Origin of the sequence: Halorhodospira sp. 9622 (assembly GCF_022228025.1) — a bacterium.
Taxonomy (GTDB): Bacteria; Pseudomonadota; Gammaproteobacteria; order Nitrococcales; family Halorhodospiraceae; genus Halorhodospira; species Halorhodospira halophila_A.
Genome location: NZ_JAJNRE010000009.1, coordinates 35,349 through 54,490, shown reverse-complemented (window position 1 = coordinate 54,490; position 19,142 = coordinate 35,349). Strand labels below are relative to the sequence as shown.

At 72.3% G+C, this 19,142-nt stretch carries 18 protein-coding genes; 14 read left to right on the top strand and 4 right to left on the bottom strand.

Features of this window, described 5'->3' with window-relative positions; translation table 11 throughout:
* Position 1 precedes the first annotated feature (1 nt).
* Positions 2 to 757, top strand: coding sequence for a pseudouridine synthase (locus tag LRG07_RS06960; RefSeq protein ID WP_238642042.1), 756 nt, complete (start codon positions 2 to 4; stop codon positions 755 to 757).
* On the opposite strand, the gene LRG07_RS13995 is transcribed toward LRG07_RS06960, so the two are convergent.
* Positions 754 to 1,014, bottom strand: coding sequence for an acyl carrier protein (locus tag LRG07_RS13995; RefSeq protein WP_201242846.1), 261 nt, complete (start codon positions 1,012 to 1,014; stop codon positions 754 to 756). The two genes, LRG07_RS06960 and LRG07_RS13995, sit on opposite strands and share 4 nt — an antisense overlap.
* A 128-nt stretch (positions 1,015 to 1,142) precedes the next feature.
* Here LRG07_RS13995 and LRG07_RS06950 point away from each other — a divergent pair, with 128 nt between their 5' ends.
* The 5 genes from LRG07_RS06950 (at position 1,143) to LRG07_RS06930 (ending at position 8,339) form a co-directional block, all read left to right on the top strand.
* Complete coding sequence (locus LRG07_RS06950; protein WP_201168029.1) at positions 1,143 to 3,791, top strand: GNAT family N-acetyltransferase; 2,649 nt, start codon at positions 1,143 to 1,145, stop codon at positions 3,789 to 3,791.
* A gap of 67 nt (positions 3,792 to 3,858) precedes the next feature.
* Positions 3,859 to 4,821, top strand: a complete 963-nt coding sequence (locus LRG07_RS06945) for an SLAC1 anion channel family protein (protein WP_238642041.1) — start codon at positions 3,859 to 3,861, stop codon at positions 4,819 to 4,821.
* 111 nt (positions 4,822 to 4,932) lie between these two features.
* The gene (locus LRG07_RS06940) at positions 4,933 to 5,901 is read left to right on the top strand and encodes a hypothetical protein (protein WP_238642040.1); all 969 of its coding nucleotides are present in this window, start codon (positions 4,933 to 4,935) and stop codon (positions 5,899 to 5,901) included.
* Positions 5,891 to 6,994 (top strand): AAA family ATPase, encoded by a 1,104-nt coding sequence (locus LRG07_RS06935; RefSeq protein ID WP_201168022.1) that lies wholly within the window; start codon positions 5,891 to 5,893, stop codon positions 6,992 to 6,994. Before LRG07_RS06940 ends, LRG07_RS06935 begins: the two co-directional genes overlap by 11 nt.
* Positions 6,984 to 8,339, top strand: coding sequence for a VWA-like domain-containing protein (locus LRG07_RS06930; RefSeq protein ID WP_305038534.1), 1,356 nt, complete (start codon positions 6,984 to 6,986; stop codon positions 8,337 to 8,339). Before LRG07_RS06935 ends, LRG07_RS06930 begins: the two co-directional genes overlap by 11 nt.
* Here the strand turns inward: LRG07_RS06930 and LRG07_RS06925 are convergent.
* Positions 8,314 to 8,832, bottom strand: coding sequence for a hypothetical protein (locus tag LRG07_RS06925; protein ID WP_201242858.1), 519 nt, complete (start codon positions 8,830 to 8,832; stop codon positions 8,314 to 8,316). The genes LRG07_RS06930 and LRG07_RS06925 overlap by 26 nt on opposite strands.
* A 165-nt stretch (positions 8,833 to 8,997) precedes the next feature.
* Between LRG07_RS06925 and LRG07_RS06920 the strand changes: the two genes are divergently transcribed.
* The 8 genes from LRG07_RS06920 to LRG07_RS06885 all read left to right on the top strand — a co-directional run bounded on the left by LRG07_RS06920 (position 8,998) and on the right by LRG07_RS06885 (position 15,976).
* Positions 8,998 to 9,795, top strand: coding sequence for a DUF1295 domain-containing protein (locus LRG07_RS06920; protein ID WP_201168016.1), 798 nt, complete (start codon positions 8,998 to 9,000; stop codon positions 9,793 to 9,795).
* Positions 9,788 to 10,249: an ATP-dependent zinc protease gene (locus LRG07_RS06915; protein WP_201168013.1), complete on the top strand. Its 462-nt coding sequence runs from the start codon at positions 9,788 to 9,790 to the stop codon at positions 10,247 to 10,249. Before LRG07_RS06920 ends, LRG07_RS06915 begins: the two co-directional genes overlap by 8 nt.
* A gap of 17 nt (positions 10,250 to 10,266) precedes the next feature.
* Positions 10,267 to 11,175 (top strand): 30S ribosomal protein S6--L-glutamate ligase, encoded by a 909-nt coding sequence (gene rimK, locus LRG07_RS06910; RefSeq protein ID WP_201168010.1) that lies wholly within the window; start codon positions 10,267 to 10,269, stop codon positions 11,173 to 11,175.
* Entirely contained in the window at positions 11,175 to 12,206 is a 1,032-nt protein-coding gene (locus LRG07_RS06905) for a succinylglutamate desuccinylase/aspartoacylase family protein (protein WP_238635525.1), read from the top strand. The genes rimK and LRG07_RS06905 overlap by 1 nt, the downstream gene beginning before the upstream one ends.
* A gap of 33 nt (positions 12,207 to 12,239) precedes the next feature.
* Positions 12,240 to 13,505 carry a gephyrin-like molybdotransferase Glp gene (glp, locus tag LRG07_RS06900; RefSeq protein WP_238642039.1) on the top strand — a complete coding sequence of 422 codons (1,266 nt, stop codon included), beginning with the start codon at positions 12,240 to 12,242 and terminating at the stop codon, positions 13,503 to 13,505.
* Between the two features lie 15 nt (positions 13,506 to 13,520).
* A complete protein-coding gene (mobA, locus tag LRG07_RS06895; RefSeq protein WP_238642038.1) occupies positions 13,521 to 14,135 on the top strand; it encodes a molybdenum cofactor guanylyltransferase MobA in 615 nt (204 codons plus the stop codon).
* Positions 14,136 to 14,207: 72 nt separating this feature from the next.
* Positions 14,208 to 15,140, top strand: a complete 933-nt coding sequence (locus LRG07_RS06890; protein WP_201168001.1) for an ATP-binding cassette domain-containing protein — start codon at positions 14,208 to 14,210, stop codon at positions 15,138 to 15,140.
* A 2-nt stretch (positions 15,141 to 15,142) separates the two neighbouring features.
* Complete coding sequence (locus tag LRG07_RS06885; RefSeq protein WP_238642037.1) at positions 15,143 to 15,976, top strand: ABC transporter permease; 834 nt, start codon at positions 15,143 to 15,145, stop codon at positions 15,974 to 15,976.
* A gap of 21 nt (positions 15,977 to 15,997) precedes the next feature.
* On the opposite strand, the gene LRG07_RS06880 is transcribed toward LRG07_RS06885, so the two are convergent.
* Together LRG07_RS06880 and LRG07_RS06875 are read right to left on the bottom strand one after the other, a co-directional pair.
* Complete coding sequence (locus LRG07_RS06880; RefSeq protein WP_238642036.1) at positions 15,998 to 17,239, bottom strand: hypothetical protein; 1,242 nt, start codon at positions 17,237 to 17,239, stop codon at positions 15,998 to 16,000.
* A 131-nt stretch (positions 17,240 to 17,370) separates the two neighbouring features.
* Complete coding sequence (locus LRG07_RS06875) at positions 17,371 to 19,023, bottom strand: BCCT family transporter (protein ID WP_238642035.1); 1,653 nt, start codon at positions 19,021 to 19,023, stop codon at positions 17,371 to 17,373.
* Positions 19,024 to 19,142 lie beyond the last annotated feature (119 nt).

Sequence of the window (19,142 nt, the reverse complement as noted above, 5' to 3'; positions counted from 1 at the left end):
CGTGGAAAACCCGACCCGGGACGATCGCAGCCTCGCCGTGCTCTACCGGGACGAGCGGCTGATCGCCGTCTACAAGCCCGCCGGGCTGCTGGTCCACCGCAGCAACATCGACCGCGACCGCGATGTGCTCCTGCAGCGCGTCCGCGATCAGCTCGGCGGTCACTGGGTCTACCCGGTTCACCGGCTCGATCGGGCCACCGCCGGGGTGCTGGTCCTCGGCCTCGATCCCGACGCCGCGTCCGTGCTCGCCGCCGCCTTCCGCGAGCAGCGCATCGGCAAGCGCTACCAGGCGGTGGTGCGCGGCTGGGTCGAGACGCCCGGACGCATCGACCGCCCGCTGGGCGCCGGGCGCCGCGGCGAGGGGGGCGCACCGCAGCCGGCGGTCACCGACTACATCCCGCTGGCCTGGACGGAGCTGCCGATCCCGGTCTCGCGCTACGACACGGCGCGCTACACACGCCTGGAACTGCAGCCGCAGACCGGGCGGCAGCATCAGCTGCGCCGGCACATGAAGGCGTTCAGCCACCCGATCATCGGCGACACCACCCACGGCGACGGCGCCAACAACCGGCTCTTCCGCGAGCACTTCGGCGCCCGGCGGCTGATGCTCGTCGCCACCGAACTCACCGTCCCCCATCCCGGGGATGGCCGTACGGTGCGTCTGACCACCGAACCCGACGCCGAGCTGCAGGCGATCATCCGGCAGGCCGGGTTGGCGGCGGACCCGGACCCGGCCCCGGCTGGCGAGCGCGACTAGTCGGTCCCGAGCCGCTCGTGCAGGTAGCGCCGGCAACCCGCCGGGGTGGACAGGCGGTAGCTGTGCGCACCGGGGATCGGCACCCCGGCCGTGCGCTCCAGTGCTGCCTGGAAGCGCAGGAAGTCCACCGAGTCGATCCCCAGCTGGGCGTGCAGGCTGCGCTCGGCGTCCAGCCGACGCACGTCCGCCTCCGGCGCGATCTCCGCCAACGCCTCCTGCAGGGCCCGCTCGATGCGCGCCTCGGTCTCCTCCGCCACTGCCGATTCCTCCGCCGTCCGATACGGGCGCTGCACCCGGCGATGGCCTGCCGGCTGGCTTCCCTGTTGCCGGGACCGATAGACTGGCCCCGTGGTGCACTGCAGCGCCCGCAAAGATCCCGAGCCCGATGACCGTACGCAATCTCGAAAGCCTCTTCCAGCCCCGCTCCATCGCCCTGATCGGCGAGGCCAGCGACACCGATCGCCGCATCCTGCGCAACCTGCTCAGCGAGCCCTACCAGGGGCCGGTGATGCCGGTCATGGCGGGGATCGACTCCATGGGCGGTGTCCCGGTCTTCCCCGCGCTTGAACGCCTGCCGGCGGTGCCGGATCTGGCCGTCATCACCCGCCCGCTGGAGGTGGTGCCGGGGCTGATCACCGCCCTGGGCGAGCTGGGCACCCGTGCCGTGATCGTCACGCGCGCGGTCCCCCGGGACTACACCCAGGAGCAGCGCGAGGAACTCGAGCGCACCATTCTCGAGGCGGCGCGCCCCCATCTGGTCCGGGTGGCCGGGCCGGGGAGCAGCTGCATCAGCGTCCCCCACCGGGGCCTGCACGCCTCGTCGCTGCCCATCACACTGGCCAGCGGCAAGGCGGCGCTGGTCACCAAATCCTCGGCCATGGCCGGGGCCGCCCTGCGCTGGTGCCGCGAGAACGACTCGGGGCTGTCGCACATCATCCACATCGGCGCCGCCACCGACGTGGACCTGGGCGACAGCTTCGACTACCTGGCCACCGACCACCGCGCCCGCGCGGTGATCGTCTATATCGAGCGGGTGCGCCGGGCGCGCAAGTTCATGTCGGCCCTGCGGCGGCTGGCCCGCATGAAGCCGGTGATCATCCTCAAGCCGCCGCAGGTGGGCGAGGCGGAGATCGACGACTTCGTCTACGACGCGGCCTTCCGCCGTGCCGGCGTGGTGCGGGTGGACGATCTGGAGGAGCTGTTCAGCGCTGTCGAGATCCTCGACAGCAGCCGGGTGCCGGGCCGCGACGGGCCGCTGGCGATCCTCGGCAACAGCCGCAGCATGGGGCTGCTGGCCAGCAACGCCCTGCGCCGCTACGACAGCAGTCCGCAGCAGCTCTCCGCGGAGAGCAATGAGGCCCTGCAGGAGCTGGCCCGGCGCAACGCCAGCAGCCACAATCCCCTGGACATGGGCGTCGACGCCGACGCCGACGCCTACGATCGGGCCCTGGAGATCCTCGGCAAGGACCGGCGCATCAGCGGTATCCTGGCACTCAAGGCGCCGGGCGCCAGCGACGACGGCGAGGGCGTGGCCGAGGTGGTGGTCCGCCACGCCAAGCGGCTGCGCAAGCCGGTACTCGCCGCCTGGGACCCCTCCGCCGGAGAGGCCGGGTTGCGGCGGCTCGCGGCGGCGGTGCCGGCCTTCGCCTACCCCGAGGAGGCGGTGCGCGCCTACAGCCGGTTGCTTCAGTACCGGCGCAGCCAGACCCTGCTGATGCAGACGCCGCCCTCGTTGCCCGAGGATTTCACCCCGGACTACGAGCAGGCGCGGCTGATCCTGTCGGCGGCGCTGACCGCCGGGCGCGATCAGCTCAATGAGTACCAGACGGCGCGGCTGCTCAGCGCCTACTGCATCCCCTGCGTGGAAACCCGCCGCGCCAACGACCCGGAGGACGCCGCCGCGGTGGCCGCCGAGCTGGATCAGCCGGTGGCGCTGAAACTGATGTCGCCGGAAGTGCAGCTCAAGTCCCAGGCCGGCGGCGTCGTCCTGGATCTGGGCGGCCCCGAGGCGGTGCGCGCCGAGGCCGAGGCGATGCTGGCGCGCCTGCACGAGCTTCGCGGCGACGACGTAGCCGTGGACGGCTTTGCCGTGCAGCCGATGACCCGTCGCGACGGGGCCTTCGAGCTGACCCTCGGCGTGCGCCCCGGCGGGCCCTTCGGGCCGGTGCTCTACTTTGGCCACGGCGGTACCGAGACCGAGGCCATCGCCGACTGGGCCTGCGGGCTGCCGCCGCTGAACATGCACCTGGCCCGGGAGATCATGCAGCGCACCCGGATCTACGGGCTGCTGGTGGACAGCGGGCTGCGCAAGCCGGATTTGGATGCGGTGGCGCTGAGCCTGGTCAAGCTCTCGCAGCTGGTCATCGATTTCGGCGCCGTGCAGTCGCTGGACATCAACCCGCTCTGGGCCACCGGCCGCGGGGTGCTGGCCCTGGACGCCGGGGTGGGCATCCAGCCCCAGCGCGGGGATCCGGCCGACTCGCTGTCCATCCGCCCCTACCCCCAGGAGCTCAGCGAGCGCATCGAACTGCCCGACGGCCAGTGCCTGAACCTGCGCCCGGTGCTGCCCGAGGACGCCCCGCAGCTCAACGCCATGGTCGAGCGAACGCCGCCGGAGCAGGTGCGCATGCGCTTCTTCCAGGCGCTGAAGAGCCTGCCCCAGGAGATGGCCGCGCGGCTGACGCAGATCGATTTCGACCGCGAGATGGCGCTGGTCATCACCCGCGACGGCATCGCCGGCCGGGCGCCGCTGCTGGGGATGGTCCACATCAGCGCCGATCCCGACCTGGAGCAGGCGGAGTACGACATCATGCTCGACCCCTCGGTGGCCGGCATGGGGCTGGGCCCGATGCTCATGCACCGGATCGTCGACTACGCCCGGCGCCGTGGCATCCGCGAGATCTACGGCGAGGTGCTGCGCGAGAACGAGCCGATGCTCAAGATCAATCAGGCCATGGGCTTTCGCATCGAGCCGAGCAGCGACGACCCGGGGCTGATGCACGTGACCCTGCGCCTGGACGGCGACGGCGCGTGACAAGCATATGCCCGATCCGTAATGTATGCCGGCATGCGGTGACCACCCTGAGCTGAAGGAGCCTCGCATGAGTCAGGAAGAGAACGCCCGGGTCAGCCTGGCCCACCTGCCGCTGCCGCTGTTTGCCGCCACCATGGGCCTGGCCGGCCTGGCCATGGTCTGGAACGAGAGCCATAGCCTCTGGGGCTGGCCCGCCTGGGTAGCCGAGGCCGTGGTGGTGCTGGCGGTGATCAGCTTCCTCGCCATGGCCGCAGGCTATGCCCTCAAGGCGGCGCTACACCCATCGGCGGCGTGGGGCGAGGTCACCCACCCGGTGCGCCTCAACTTCCTGCCGGCGGTTTCCATCTCACTGATCCTGCTGGGCATCGTGACCGAGTCGGAACCGCTGTCCACCGCCCTGTGGGGCAGCGGGGCGTTGCTGCACCTGATCCTGATGCTGGCCATCGTCACCAGCTGGATGCAGCGTCAGCTGGAGCTCGGCACCCTGAATCCGGTCTGGTTCATCCCGGCGGTGGGCAACGTCCTGGTGCCCATCCCGGCGGCGCAGGCCGGCTACATGGAGGTGGCCTGGTTCTTCTTCAGCATCGGGCTGTTCTTCTGGCTGATCCTGATGACCCTGGTGTACTACCGGCTGATCTTCGCGCCCAACCTGCCGGCGTTCCTGCTGCCCACACTCTTCGTGCTCCTGGCCCCGCCGGCGGCCGGCTACCTGGCCTGGGTGTCGCTGCTTGACGGCGGCGATCCCGGGGTGGTCGGTCGGCTGCTCTACTACAAGGCGTTGTTCACCTTTCTGCTGCTGCTCATCCAGGTGCCACGGCTCGTCCGCCTGCCGTACTACCCCTCCTGGTGGGCGTACACCTTCCCCCTGGCCGCCTTCTGCCTGGCCAGCCAGCACTTCGTGCAGGCTTACCAGACCGGCGGCGGCCGCGGCGTGATGCTGCTGGTGGCGCTGACCACGCTGGTCATCGCCGTGGTCTTCGTCGCCACCGTGATCAAGCTGCTCAGCGGCAGGCTGCTGCGCCCGGAATAGGGCGGGCCGAGCCAGGGCCCGGGTGGGATACCCCGGCGGCGAGTGGCTTCATTGCGCCGCCGGCCGGGCGTACCCTGAACCCCGGAGCAGCCCGCGCAGGGGACGACCGCCTTGGTCAAGCCGCTTTCCCACCATGAGATCCTCACCCGGGTGGCGCCGTTCAGCGACGCCGGGTGGGCCGTGGATCTGGCCGCCAGCGACCGGGTCCACCGCGAGATCGCCTTTGAGCCGCGCAGCCACGAGGGGCTGGACGCCGCCGAGGGGCCGGTCACCGAGCAGCTGGTGCTCGCCGAGCGGGAGCCCGGGCTCTATCGGCTGAGCGCCACCTACACCGCCGCCGATGGCACCTGGGCCGGTCTCGCCCTTGATGGTGGGCGTCCCGCCGACCTGCTCGCCGGCCTGCAGGCCACGGAGCTGCGCCCCCGGCTGTTCGTCCGCATCGCCGGTGTCTGTATCGGCCGCAGCTACTGGGCGAAAGCCTCCGAGGCCGACCCCGGTGACCCGCGGTGGCGGGCTGTGGGCGCCGAGGCGCGGTTGGCCGGGCGGCGCGTGGTGCTCGACGCCACCCCGGGTGCCGGCCTGCCGGCGCAGATCGAGATCACGCCCCACCCCGAGGGCGAGCCTGCGCTGCCCGAGGATCTGATCGCGGTCCTCGGCTGGGGCTGGCGGCCGCTGGTCTGGCGGCAGAAGGCGTGGCGCAGCACCCGGGCGCTGCCGCGGGAGGAGCCGCGCCGGCGGGCGGCCGTCGAGGTTCGGATCGAGCAGCTCGTCGCCCACCTGGCGGCGGTCTTCGCCGAGCCGCCGAGCGCCTTCCACCGGCGCTTCCGGCGCCAGCGCTGGGCGGTGGTGGGCCGCCGGCTGCTGCCGATGACCGTCTTCTTCCTGATCCTCGCCGCGGTGCCGCTGTTCGGCGTGGTGCTGCCCGAGGGCGAGATGCCGCCGTGGCTCCACGGTGTCCCGCCGCTGCTGGCCATCGGCGCGCTGCTCTTCTCCGGGACCGAGGTGCCGCTGGTGGACCGGCCGCCGTTGCCGCGGCCGCTGACGGCGAGCACCTGGCACGGAGGGAGCGATGGCGGCTGATCCGATGAACATCCCGGCGGTCTCCGTGGCCGCCGCCCGGCAGGCGCTGATCGAGCAGTACGCCGACCCGATCCTACGCCGGCGGGCCACCATGCTGTGGGGCACCCGCGGCGTGGGCAAGTCCTCGGTGGTGGCGCAGGTGGCCGAGCACTTCGGGGTGCCTCTGGTCGACCTGCGCCTGACCACCATCGAGCCGGTGGACATCCGCGGGGCGATCTACGCCGATGAGCAGCAGCAGCGCACGGTGTGGTTCCCGCCGGAGTTCCTCCCCGGTGCCGACCAGCCGGAGGGAATCCTCTTCCTCGACGAGCTCACCGCCGCCGATCAGCGTCTGCAGATCTCTGCCTACTCGCTGATCCTCGATCGCAAGGTGGGGGCGTACCGGCTGCCCGACGGCTGGCAGGTGGTGGCGGCGGGCAATGCCCGCTTCCAGGGGGCGGTGAGCCACGACATGGGCACGGCGCTGGCCGATCGCATGTTCCACTTCAACGTGCAGACGGCCCTGGAGGCGTTCCTCGACTACGCCGCCGAGCGCGAGCTGGCCCCGGAGGTGATGGCCTTCCTGCGGGTGCGCGCCGACCGGCTCGACGACACCGCCACGCAGCTGGCCAACGACCACCTGGTCGGCGCCAGCCCGCGGGGCTGGGAGGATGTCTCTTCGGTGCTCCGGGCCGATCTGGGCGATGCCGTGCGGCGGCTGTTCGTGCAGGGGCGCATCGGGGCCGCCAACGCCGCTGAATTCTTCGGGGTGCTCGATGAGCTGCAGGCGGCTGCCGACGTCACCCGGCTGCTGGCCGCGCAGCCCGGGCCGGAGACCGCGGCGCTGCTGCCCGAGAGCCTGGATGGCCTCTACGGCATGGTCTACGGCCTGGTGGCGGCGGTCACCGACGAGCCGACCCTTACCCGCGCCCTGGAGATCATCGAGCAGTTCCCGGAGATGCGCGGGCGCACGCCGCTGCCCGCGCGCGAGGCGCAGACCCTGGCCATGGAGCTGCTCTTCCAGCGCGGCCTGGTCTGGGGCCTGGAGGGGGCGATCCTGCGCAGCGAGGCGTACCAGCGCTACATGGCCGAGCGCCAGGCCGATGGCGACTGAGCCCTACACCCACCGCGGCACGGCGGCGATCCGGGTGATGGTCGAGCAGGCCCCCGGCACCGGCGGGCTGGCCCTCTGGGCCCATCACCAGGACGTGGCGGCCGACGACCTGGGCGCGCCGGTGGTCAACGACGGCCGCACCCTCTACTACGCGCCGGCCTTCGCCGGACTGCCGCGGGCGCAGCAGGTCGGCTGGGTGGCCCACGAGGTGCTCCACGTCGCCCTGCGCCATGCGCAGCGCCGGGAGACCCTGGCCGGGGTCCTCGGCGATGTCGATCCGGCGCTGTTCAACCACTGCGCAGACGCCCTGGTGAACACCACCCTTGGCCACCTGGACTGGCTGGAACTGCCCGCCGGGGCGGTGACCCTGGAGCGGGTGCTCCGCGAGGTCCTGCCGGATGACGCCGCCACCCCCGAGCGCGCGCTGCTCGAGTGGGACGTGGAGCGCCTCTACCGCGCCGTGGACGATCGGCGCGGGGGCAGCAGCGAGGACCGGGGCCGGGCCGGGCAGCAGGGCGGGGCGGCGAGCTCGGGCCGGCGCGATGGCGCCACCGGGCGCAGCGATGGGCCGCGGGCAGCGCGGCTGCGCCAGCTGGCCGCCGGCGCCGAGGCCGATCTGTTGCCCGCCGAGGGCGAAGCGCCGGAGGTGGCCGCGGAGCGGGCCCGCGCCTGGTCCGAGCGGCTGCTGCGGGCGCACGCCGATGACGGCGCCTTCTCCATGCTGCGCGGGCTGCTGGCCGATCGGCCGACGCCGCGCACGCCCTGGGAGCACATCCTGCGCACCCGCCTGGCCCGGGGGCTGGCGCGGTTGCCGGAGCGCTCCTGGTCGCGCCCGGCGCGCTCCTGGCTGGCCAACCGCGGCCGCACCGCCGGTGGCCGGCGCATGCCCTGGGAGCCGGGGGTGGTCACGGCACGGCGCGTGCCGCGGCTGGCGCTGGTGGTGGACGCCTCCGGGTCCATCGACGACGCCCTGCTGGAGCGCTTCGCCAGCGAGCTGACGGCCATCACCCGGCGCAGCGAGGCGCAGCTGGTGGTGATCGTCGGCGACGACCGGGTGCGCCGGGTGGTGCACCTGGCCCCGGGCGACTCGCCACGGGCCGAGCTGACCTTCCACGGCGGGGGTGGGACGGATTTCACCCCGCTGCTCGAGGAGGCGGACCGCCACGCCCCGGATCAGGCGGTGGTGCTCACCGACCTCCAGGGGCCGGTGCGGTTCCGCCCGCCGTGGCCGCTGCTGTGGGTGGTGCCGCCGGCCTGGGCCGATGCCGAGCCGCCGTGGGGCGAGCGGCTGGTGCTGGCCGATGTGCCCGCGGGCAGCCCTAGCGCGGCAGCAGCCGCTCCATGAAATCGGCGTTGCGGAACCACATCAGGGTGGGGGCCTCCGCGTCCGGCACCTCCTCCTGGGTGAGGATCAGGTGCTCGTCGCGGTCCCAGACGAGCCAGGTGAAGGCGTCCTCGATCCGCCGGTCCGGCTCGCCGAGAGCTTCGCGCAGGCGCTCGTGGTTGGCGTCGTGCTCGGCCGGGTCGAGGACGACGTTCACTGCGGCCAGGGCGTTGTCGCTGTCGAAAAACAGCGCCAGGTAGTCGGCGGCGTAATCGTCGGCGCGACTGACCGGGGCGAAGCAGACCCGCTCGCCGGTCTCCAGGCCGGTCTCGTCATCGGTGCACTCGAATTCCACCTTCTCCAGCCGGTCCTCCAGCTCCTCGCGCGGCGTCTCGGCGGTGAGTTCGGTCAGGCGCAGATCCGCCTCCTGGGCCGGGCGCAGATGCTCGCGGGCGAAGGCCAGTACGACCATGATGATGACGAACATCACCAGGGCGGAGATCAGCATGCGCATGGGTCGATGATCCTCCTCGCGGGTGTGGCGACGGCCGACAGCGGAGGCGCGGCCGAGAGAGCGCGCCAGCGCTGGCGGCTCAGGGTACCTGCCCCGTCATTGGCGGCGCCAGCTTTTGAGGTTACGTTACGCGGGTGTCTCGCCGTGACCCCGGGGAGGGGGCCGATGCTCGTCAGTGCCGTGACCGGTCTGGGCGCCGTGCTGCTGCTGATGACCGCCGTGTGGGCGTATAGCCTGCGAACCGGCGACGCCAGTCTGGTGGACCGTTTCTGGGGCGCCGGTTTCGTGCTCCTGGCGCTGCTCTACCAGGCGCTGGCCGGGTTCCCGGCCCACGGCTGGTGGATCGTCGCCCTGGTGGCGCTGTGGGGCGGGCGGCTCAGCCTTTATCTGACCTGGCGTAGCTGGGGAGCGGGCGAGGACGCCCGTTACGCCGCGCTGCGCCGATCCGGCGGGCCCGGCTGGGCCCGGCGCAGCCTGGTGACGGTGTTCGGCCTCCAGGCAGTGGTGCTGTGGCTGGCGGCGGCGCCGCTGCTCCACGCCATCGCCCGGGGCGATGCCGAGGCGTGGACGGCACCGCTGGGGCTGGTCGCCGCGGCGGTCTTCCTCGTCGGCTGGCTCTACGAGACGGTGGCCGACGCCCAGCTGGCCCGCTTCCGGGCCGATCCGCGCAACGCCCGCGCCGTCTGCGACCGCGGCCTGTGGCGCTACAGCCGCCACCCCAACTACTTCGGCGAGATCCTGGTGGCCTGGGGGCTGTGGGGGCTGGCCGCCGCCGCCGGCGGCTGGTGGACGGTCTTCGCCCCGCTGCTGATGACCGGGCTGCTGCTGCGGGTCTCCGGGGTGCCGCTGCTCGAGGCGCACCTGCGCGATACCCGGCGCGACTACGCCGACTACGCCGCCGCGCGCAATGCCATCGTCCCCGGCCCGCCGCGGCCGGCCGACCGGGGGTCCGGCCATGACTGAACGGCAGCGGATCGGCTGGCGCGAGTGGGTGGCGCTGCCGGAGCTGGATATCCACCGGCTCAAGGCCAAGGTGGACACCGGGGCGCGGACCTCGGCGCTGCACACCTTCGCCATCGAGCCTTTCGAGCGCGACGGGCGGACCTGGGTGCGCTTCGGTATCCACCCCCGGCAGCGCTCCTCCGAGCCGGAGCTCTGGTGCCAGGCCCCGGTGGCGGATCGCCGGGTGGTGGCCGACTCCGGCGGCCACCGGGAGTCGCGCTGGGTAATCGCGACCCTGCTCGAACTCGGTGGAATCCGTTGGCGGGCGGAACTCACCCTGACCGATCGGGACACCATGCGCTTTCGCATGCTGCTCGGCCGAACGGCCATGGCCGGCCGTTTCGTGGTCGACCCCGAAGCCTCCTACCTGACTGGGCGGGCCGCGCTCCGCCCCCGTGTCACCGCGACCCGATGAGGAGACGCTGAAACCGTATGAAGATCGCCGTGCTCTCGCGCAACTCGCGGCTCTACTCCACGCGCCGGCTGGTGGAGGCGGCGCAGAGCCGCGGGCATCAGATCCGCGTGATCGATCCCCTGCGCTGCTACATGAACATCGCCACCAGCAACCCGGAGATCCACTACAAGGGGCAGAAGCTCGAGCCCTACGATGCGGTGATCCCGCGCATCGGGGCCTCGGTCACCTTCTACGGCACGGCGGTCCTGCGGCAGTTCGAGATGCTCGGCACCTATCCGCTCAACGAGTCCCAGGGCATCAGCCGCTCGCGGGACAAGCTGCGCTCCATGCAGCTGCTCTCCCGCGAGGGGGTGGGGATGCCGGCGACCGGGTTCGCCCACTCCCCGGACGATACCGACGACCTGATGCAGCTCGTCGGCGGCTCGCCGGTGGTGATCAAGCTCCTCGAGGGGACCCAGGGCATCGGTGTGGTGCTGGCCGAGACGCGCAAGGCCGCCTCCAGCGTCATACAGGCTCTGCGCGGGCTCAAGGCGCACTTCCTGGTCCAGGAGTTCATCGAGGAGGCCGGCGGCGCCGATATCCGCTGCCTGGTGGTTGGCGGCAAGGTGGTGGCCGCCATGAAGCGCCAGGGCAAGGAGGGCGAGTTCCGCTCCAACCTCCACCGCGGCGGCAGTGCCAGCCTGGTGCGCATCTCGCCCAAGGAGCGGGCCACGGCGGTGAAGGCCGCCAAGGTGCTGGGCCTGAACGTCTGCGGTGTGGATATACTGCGGGCCAACAGCGGTCCGGTGATCATGGAGGTCAACTCCTCGCCGGGTCTGGAGGGCATCGAGACCGCCACGGGCAAGGATGTCGCCGGAATGATCATCGAGTTTATCGAGCGCAACCGCAAGCCGGGCAAGACCGGGACCAAGGGCCGGAGGGGCTGATGGCCCGGCGGCGCTCCCCGTTCGTCATCAGCGAGCAGGCCGTGCCTCCGGGGGAGCGGCGCACGGTGCAGCTGGACGTGGCGCAGCTCTACACCCACACCCCGGTGGGCATGCCGGTGCACGTGGTCCACGGCCGCCGCGATGGCCCCACACTGTGCCTGAGTGCGGCCATCCACGGTGATGAGATCAACGGCATCGAGATCATCCGCCGGGTGCTGGCCCTGCCGCAGCTGCGCCGGATGCGCGGTACGCTGCTGGCGGTGCCCATCGTCAACGTCTTCGGCGTGCTGGCGCAGACCCGCTACCTGCCCGACCGGCGCGATCTCAACCGCTCCTTCCCCGGCAGCGCCGGCGGCTCGCTGGCCGCGCGGCTGGCCCATCTGTTCATGAGCCAGGTCCTCGAGCGGGCCTCCCACGCCATCGATCTGCACACCGGTACCGCGCACCGCACCAACCTGCCGCAGATCCGCGCCAACCTCGATGACCCGGGTACCCTCGATCTGGCCCGGGCCTTCTCGGCGCCGGTGATCATCAACTCGGACCTGCGCGACGGCTCGCTGCGCCACGCCGCCGACGAGCGCGGCATCCCGGTGCTCCTCTACGAGGCCGGCGAGGCGCTGCGCTTCGACGAGGACTGCATCCGCCTGGGCGTGCGCGGGATCACCGGGGCGATGCGCGAGCTGGGCATGCTCCCCCGAGTCAAGCGCAAGTATCCGCCGCGCCGTCCGGTGCAGGTGGAGAACACCCGCTGGGTGCGGGCCGAGAGCAGCGGTATCCTGCGCACCACGGTGCAGTTGGGCCAGCGGGTGCGCCGCGGCGAGCAGCTGGGGCTGATCTCCGACCCTTTCGGCGATGGCGAGACGCAGGCGCTGGCGGCCTTCGACGGCATCGTCATCGGCCGCACCAACCTGCCGCTGGTCCACGAAGGCGACGCGCTGTTCCACGTCGCGCGGGTGCGCCACCCGGATCGTGCCTCCGAGGTGGTCGAGGAACTGGCAGAGCTGGACGCCGAGGAGGATGAACCGTCGTGAGGCGTGCAGGCATCAGGAGGGAGACCGGATTCGATGAGTGAAGCGAAGGGGACGGCGGCCGGGGGGCACCACGCTGGCGGCTTGCCCCTGTCCGAGGCGCGGCGGCGCATCCTCGACGAGGTCGCCCCGCTGATCGGGCAGGAGCGGGTCGCCCTGGGTAATGCCCTGGGGCGCGTGCTGGCGGAGAACATCCACGCCCCGCTGGATGTGCCCGGGGCCGACAATGCCGCCATGGACGGCTATGCGGTGCGCAGCGTCGATGTGCCCGGCGAGGGGGCGGTGCCCCTGCGCGAGGTGGGCTGCGTGCTGGCCGGGCAGGCGCGCCAGCAGCCGCTGGCCGCCGGTGAGTGCGTGCGCATCATGACCGGCGCGCCGGTGCCACCCGGCGCCGACGCCGTGGTCATGCAGGAGCAGGTCGAGCGCATGGAGGGGGCGGAGGTTGTCGTGCCCGGACCGGTCGCCGCCGGCACCAACATCCGCCGTGCCGGCGAGGACCTGGCCGCCGGCAGCGTGGCGCTCGGCGCCGGACGGCGCCTGCGACCGCAGGAGGTGGGGGTGCTCGGCTCCCTGGGCTGTGTCGAGGTGGCGGTCCACCGGCGTCCGGTGGTTGCCTTCCTCTCCACCGGCGATGAGCTTTGCGCCCCGGGCCGGACCCCGGGGCCGGGGCAGATCCACGACAGCAACCGCCACCTGATCGGCGCCGCGCTGCGCCGGCTCGGTGTCGAGGCCCTGGACGCCGGCGTCATCGGCGACGACGTGGGGGCGCTCAAGGCGGCCCTGAGCGAACTCGGCTGCTACGCCGATGCGGTGATCACCACCGGCGGGGTCTCGGTGGGCGAGGCGGATACGGTCAAGGATGCCGTCGACTGCGCCGGCGACGTGGCCTTCTGGCGGGTGGCCGTGCGGCCGGGGCGGCCCCTGGCCTTCGGCCGCGTCGGCCAGTCGGTCTTCTTCGGCCTGCCGGGCAATCCGGTCTCGGCGGCGGCCACGTTCTACCAGCTGGTCCAGCCGGCCCTGCGCCGGCTGATGGGCGAGGCCGGCACCCTGCAGCCGGTCCAGCTGCCGGTGATCGCCGCCGAGCGCCTGCGCAAGCGCCCCGGGCGCACCGAATTCCAGCGCGGCATCCTCGAGCCCGGCGCCGACGGTGCCGTGCAGGTGCGCTCCACCGGGGCCCAGGGTTCGGGGATGCTGACCTCGCTGGTCCACGCCGATTGCCTGATCGTCCTCGAGGCGGAGCGGGGCGACGTGGCGGCGGGGGAGACCGTGCAGGTACAGCCCCTTGAGGGGCTGCAGCGCTAGCCGGCCTTGTTGGCGATGGCGCCGCCCGCTGCCGATGCCCGGATCACCGGCGTCGTCCTGGCCGGGGGCAGCGGCCGGCGCATGGGCGGCCGCGACAAGGGGCTGGTGCGGCTGGCCGGCCGGCCGCTGGCCGCTCATGTGCTGACCCGACTGGCCCCGCAGGTGGCGGCCATGCGCATCAACGCCAACCGCCACGCGGCGCGCTACCGGGCCCTGGGGGTACCGGTGGACGGCGACCGCCCCCCGGGCGGGCTGGGGCCGCTGGCGGGTATGGCCAGCGCCCTGGCCTGCGCGCGGACGGAGCGCGTGCTGGTGGCCCCCTGCGATGCACCGTTGTTGCCCCATGATCTGGCGGCGCGGCTCACCGATGCCCTGGAGGCCGCCGACGCCGAGCTGGCGGTGGCCCGGCTGGAGGGTCGGTTGCAGCCAGTCTTCGCGCTGCTCAAGCGCCGCCTGTGCGCCGATCTCGACGCCGCCCTGGCCGCCGGCGAGCGCCGCGTCCACGGCTGGCTGGCGCGCCACCGGGTGGCCGCGGCGGACTTCGACGATCAGGCGGCGGCACTGGTCAACATCAACACCCCGGAGGCGCTGGCGCGGGTGGCGCAGCGCCTGGACGCGGCGGCGGAGTGACCGGGCCGGCGGGCTGCGGCGCGGCGCCGCAGCGTGTACCATCGTCGGCTTCCAGCGATGCGGGATGGCTCTATGGTGAACGAATCCGACGCCTCCGGGCCGGCGCTCCGGGCCGAGGGGCTGCTCAAGCGCTACGGCGGGACGACGGTGGTCGATGGCATCGATCTGCATGTCCCCCGCGGCGAGTGCTTCGGGCTGCTCGGACCTAACGGCGCCGGCAAGACCACCACGCTGCGCATGATCCTCGGCGTCACGCCTCCGGATGGCGGCACGCTGGAGGTCCTCGGCGAGCCGGTGCCGGCTCGGGCCCGGGCGATGCGCGCGCGCATGGGGGTGGTGCCGCAGATCGACAACCTCGATCCGGACTTCACCGTCCGCGAGAACCTCTTCACCTACGCCAGCTACCACGGCCTCGGCCGCGAGGCCGCGCGGCCCCGGGTGGACGAGCTGCTCGCCTTCGCCGCCCTGGAGGGCAAGGCCGATTCGCCCATCGCCTCACTCAGCGGCGGCATGAAGCGCCGCCTGACCCTGGCCCGGGCGCTGGTCAACGACCCGGATCTGGTGGTCCTCGATGAGCCCTCCACCGGACTCGACCCCCAGGCGCGGCAGAACATCTGGCAGAAGCTGCGGGCGCTGCAGAAGCAGGGACGGACCCTGGTGATCACCACCCACTACATGGAGGAGGCCGAGCGCCTCTGTGACCGGCTGGCGATCATGGACCACGGCCGGATCATCGACTGCGACAGCCCGGCGGCGCTGGCGCGCAGCCACCTGGAGCGCTACGTGGTGGAGCTGCGCGGCGACGAGGCGCGGGCCTGGCTCGGTCGGGCGGGGCTTTCCGGTGCGGCGCGGGTGCGTGAGGTGGGCGAGACGGTGCTGCTCTACGCCGACGACCCGGCACCGGTGGCCGGCGCCCTGCACGAGCAGGGGCTGACCTACCTGCAGCGCCCGACCAACCTCGAGGACGTCTTCCTGCATCTGACCGGCCACGAGCTGAGGGAGTGACCATGAGCGAACGCGTGGAGATCGCCTCGGCGGAGGCGGATCCGCCCTCCGAGCGCGACCGCTGGCTGCCGCGCCCGAGCCTGCGCTTCATCCCGGTCTGGCGCCGCAATTTCCGCGTCTGGCGCCGGCTGATCTGGCCGTCGCTGCTGGGCCACTTCGGCGAGCCGGTGCTCTACCTGCTGGCCTTCGGCTACGGGCTCGGGGCGCTGATCGGCGATCTCGACTCCGGGATGCCGTACATCGTCTTCATCGCCTCGGGCATCGTCTGCTCCAGCGCCATGTTCACCTCCAGCTTCGAGGCGCTGTACTCCGCCTACACGCGCATGGAGACCCAGCAGACCTGGGCGGCGATGCTCGGTGCGCCGCTGTCGGTGGACGACATCGTCCTCGGCGAGGCGGTGTGGGCGGCGAGCAAGTCGCTGCTCAGCGCCGGGGCCATCGGCATCGTCGCCGTGGCCCTGGGCATCCTCAGTCTGCCCGGCATGCTGTTGGCGCTGCCGGTGGTTTTCCTCGCCGCCCTGGCCTTCGCCAGCATGGCGCTGATCATCACCGCGCTGTCGCCGAGCTACGACTTCTTCCTCTACTACTTCACGCTGGTCCTGACGCCGATGCTGCTCCTCTCCGGGGTCTTCTTCCCCATCGAGCAGCTGCCGGCGCTGATCGCCGGGCTGGCCTACCTGCTGCCGCTGGCGCACATGGTCGAATTAGTCCGGCCGCTGGCGGTGGGCGAGGGCCTGGCCCCGGGCGTGCTGCTCCACCTGCTGGTGCCGCTGGGCTACATCGCGGCCGCCTTCACGGTGGCCTCGTACCTCTTCCGCCGCCGCCTGATCCGCTGAGCCGGCCGGGCCGCCGCCGGCTCAGCCCGGCGGCGGCTCGCCGCCGGGCGGTGGCCCCACCAGCCGCTGCGCCTCGGCCAGGGCCTGGCGGACCCGCCGCAGGTCCCCGCCGGCGATGGCCTCCTCGGCCTCGGCCAGGCTGCGGGCCACGGCGGCCAGGTCGCACTGGTCGCCGGCCCGACGGGGCGGGCGCACCGCGCCGCCCGCCGGGCGGCGTGGGCGGAGCTGGGGGATCCGCCGGCCCAGGCGCTGCAGGAGGATGCGGGCGCGGGCCTCGTCGGGGTGGTCGCCGGCGAGCTCGGCGACACTGCGGCTGAGCGCCTCCAGGCGCTGCCCGGCGGCGCGGGCCGGATCCTCCTGACCCTCGATTTCGGTGAGCAGCTGCTCCAGCTGCAGGCGGGTGCGGGTGGCGTCGCCGCCGTGGTTGCGCGGCTGCTGCATCAGGGCGGCCTGGGTGGCCTGGCGGAAGCGTTCGCTGAGTGCCGGCGGCCGTGGCTCGTCCAGTTCCCGCCAGCGGGCCATCAGCGCCCGGCGGCGGGTGTGGTAGCCGGGCCACCAGCCGCCCTCGGCGAGGCCGGTCATGGCGTTGGCCAGCGAGGCGGCGGCGCCCGTGGCCGGTGCCGGATCGTCCTGGTCGGCGGCGGGGGCCGCGTCGGTCTCTGTGGTGGCGGTGTGCCCCTCGGTGGTGGGCGGTGCCGGCGGGTTCAGGCGCCGCTCCGCGGCCTCGGCCACCTCCGGCGCCAGGCTGCGGGCCCGCTCGGCCAGCGCGCGTAGGCTCTTCGGGTCGTCCAGCTGCTCGACAGCGTGCAGCCGGGTGTCGGGGTCGTCGTCGTGGAGGGCCACCTCGGCGATCACCTGCGCCTGCTCCAGCTGGGCGAGGGCGGCGCGGCGCACCGCCGGGGTGCGGCCCTGCTGGGCGATGTGTGCGGCCACCGTGGGGTCGTCGCAGTGGCGCAGCTCGGCGGTTACCGCTTCCGGGGCGGCGTCGCCTACCAGCCGCTGGCGGTAGCGGACCGTGGCGGCCGTGCGCACGCTGGCGTCGGGGTCGTCGCGGCGCAGCCGGCGCAGGGTGGCCAGGTCGCTGCAGCGCTTGGCGGCGGCCTCGCGCACCGGCGGGGCCGGGTCGTCGATCAGGGCGGCCAGGGCCTCGGCGGTCTCCGGCTGGTTGGGATCGAGGTCCATAGCGGCGCGACGACGGGTGGCCGGGTCCGGGTGACGCCAGCGCGGGCCGAAGAGTCCGGGGAGCGTTCGCCAGTGGGCCATGGGGCGGTTGCCGGGGCGTGGGTGAGACTCAGATTTTAGCACCCGGGGCGGGTGGGGTCGGAGCCACAAAAAAACCCCGATACCCGCAGGCGGGTACCGGGGGCGGTTGCGGGCGCCCGCAGGCGCCGGTTCTAGACCTGCTGGCTGAGCTTGATCAGGCGGCGCTCGTGGCGCAGCCCGATGAGCAGGCTCAGGCAGATGAGCAGCAGGATCACGGTGAACGGCAGTCCGGCCGAAACGGCCCCTGCCTGCAGGGCGCTGAGGGCGGCGTCACCGCCGACGAACAGCAGCACACCGGCGATCAGGCCCTCGAGCACCACCCAGTAGACGCGCTGCGCGTCCGGGGCGTCGGTCTTGCCGCCGGCGGTGATGCTGTCGATGACCAGCGAACCGGAGTCCGACGAGGTCACGAAGAAGACCAGCACCAGGAAGACCGCCACCGAGGCGGTGAGCAGGGTCCAGGGCAGCTGCTCGAGCATGTGGAACAGCGCCATGGACTCGTCGGCGCCGATGCCGTCGGCCAGCGCGCCGATGCCCTCGATGGCCTGCTGCAGGCCCACACCGCCGAAGGCGCTCATCCAGAAGACGGTCACCACCGTGGGCACGATCAGCACCGCGGTCATGAACTCGCGCACGGTGCGCCCGCGGGAGACCCGGGCGATAAACATGCCGACGAACGGCGACCAGCTGATCCACCACGCCCAGTAGAACGCCGTCCAGCCCTGGAGGAAGGTCTCGTCCTCGCGGCCGACCGGGTTGGAGAGGGCGAAGAAGTCGCCGGCGTAGGCGGCGGTGGTGTGCCAGAGCTGGGTGACGAAGGCGATGGCGCCACCGGCGATGATCACGAAGAGCATCAGCAGCCCGGCCAGGCTGATGTTCAGGTTGCTGAGCAGCTTGATGCCGCCGTCGATGCCGCGCAGCACCGAGATCAGCGCCGCCACCGTAACGCCGATGATGATGGCGACCTGGGTGGCCAGGGTATCGGGGACGGCCTCGAAGACGTAGCTCAGGCCGCTGGCCGCCTGCTGGGCGCCGAAGCCCAGGGAGGTGGCCAGGCCGAAGATGGTGGCCAGCACCGCCACGGTGTCGATGATGTGGCCCAGCGGACCCCACACCCGCTCACCCAGCAGGGGGTAGAAGACCGAGCGCACGGTCAGCGGCAGCCCCTTGTTGTAGGTGAAGAACGCCAGGGCCAGCGCCATGACACCGTAGATGGCCCACGGGTGCAGGCCCCAGTGGTACATGGTGGCACCCATGGCCGCCTTCGCCGCGTCATCGGTACCGCCCTCGATGTTGAACGGCGAGCCGAACCACTCGGTGTAGTAGCCCACCGGCTCGGCCACCGCCCAGAACATCAGGCCGATGCCCATGCCGGCGGCGAAGAGCATGGCGAACCAGGACAATCGGGAGAAGTCCGGCTTGGCGTCCTGTCCGCCGATGCGGATGCTGCCCAGCGGCAGGATGATCAGCAGCAGGCAGAAGAGGACGAAGATGTTGCCGGCGGTGAGGAAGAACCAGTCGAAGTTGCTGGTGGCCCAGCCGCGGACGCCCTCCAGGGCCTCCTGGGCGGGGGCGGTGAAGATCAGGGTGCCGATGAGGAAGACGAAGATGAGCGCGGAGCTGACGATGAAGACCGGGTTGTGCAGATCCAGAGCCAGCCCGATGGGCCGGATCTCTGGGGTGATGTTCTGCTCGCCGATCTCGTGCTCGGTGTCGTACGCCTGTTCGAGCTCCTCGATCTCCTTCTTCACCTCTTTGGGGTTGGTGTTCTCGGGATCGGTCACGGGTGAAGCTCCCTGTGGCTGACGAGGACCCGCACGCAGGACTGTCGCAGTGCGGGTTACGGCAAAAGCTTCCCAAAGGGTTGCGGGAGAGTCAATTCAGACCGCGGGGGATCTTTGGG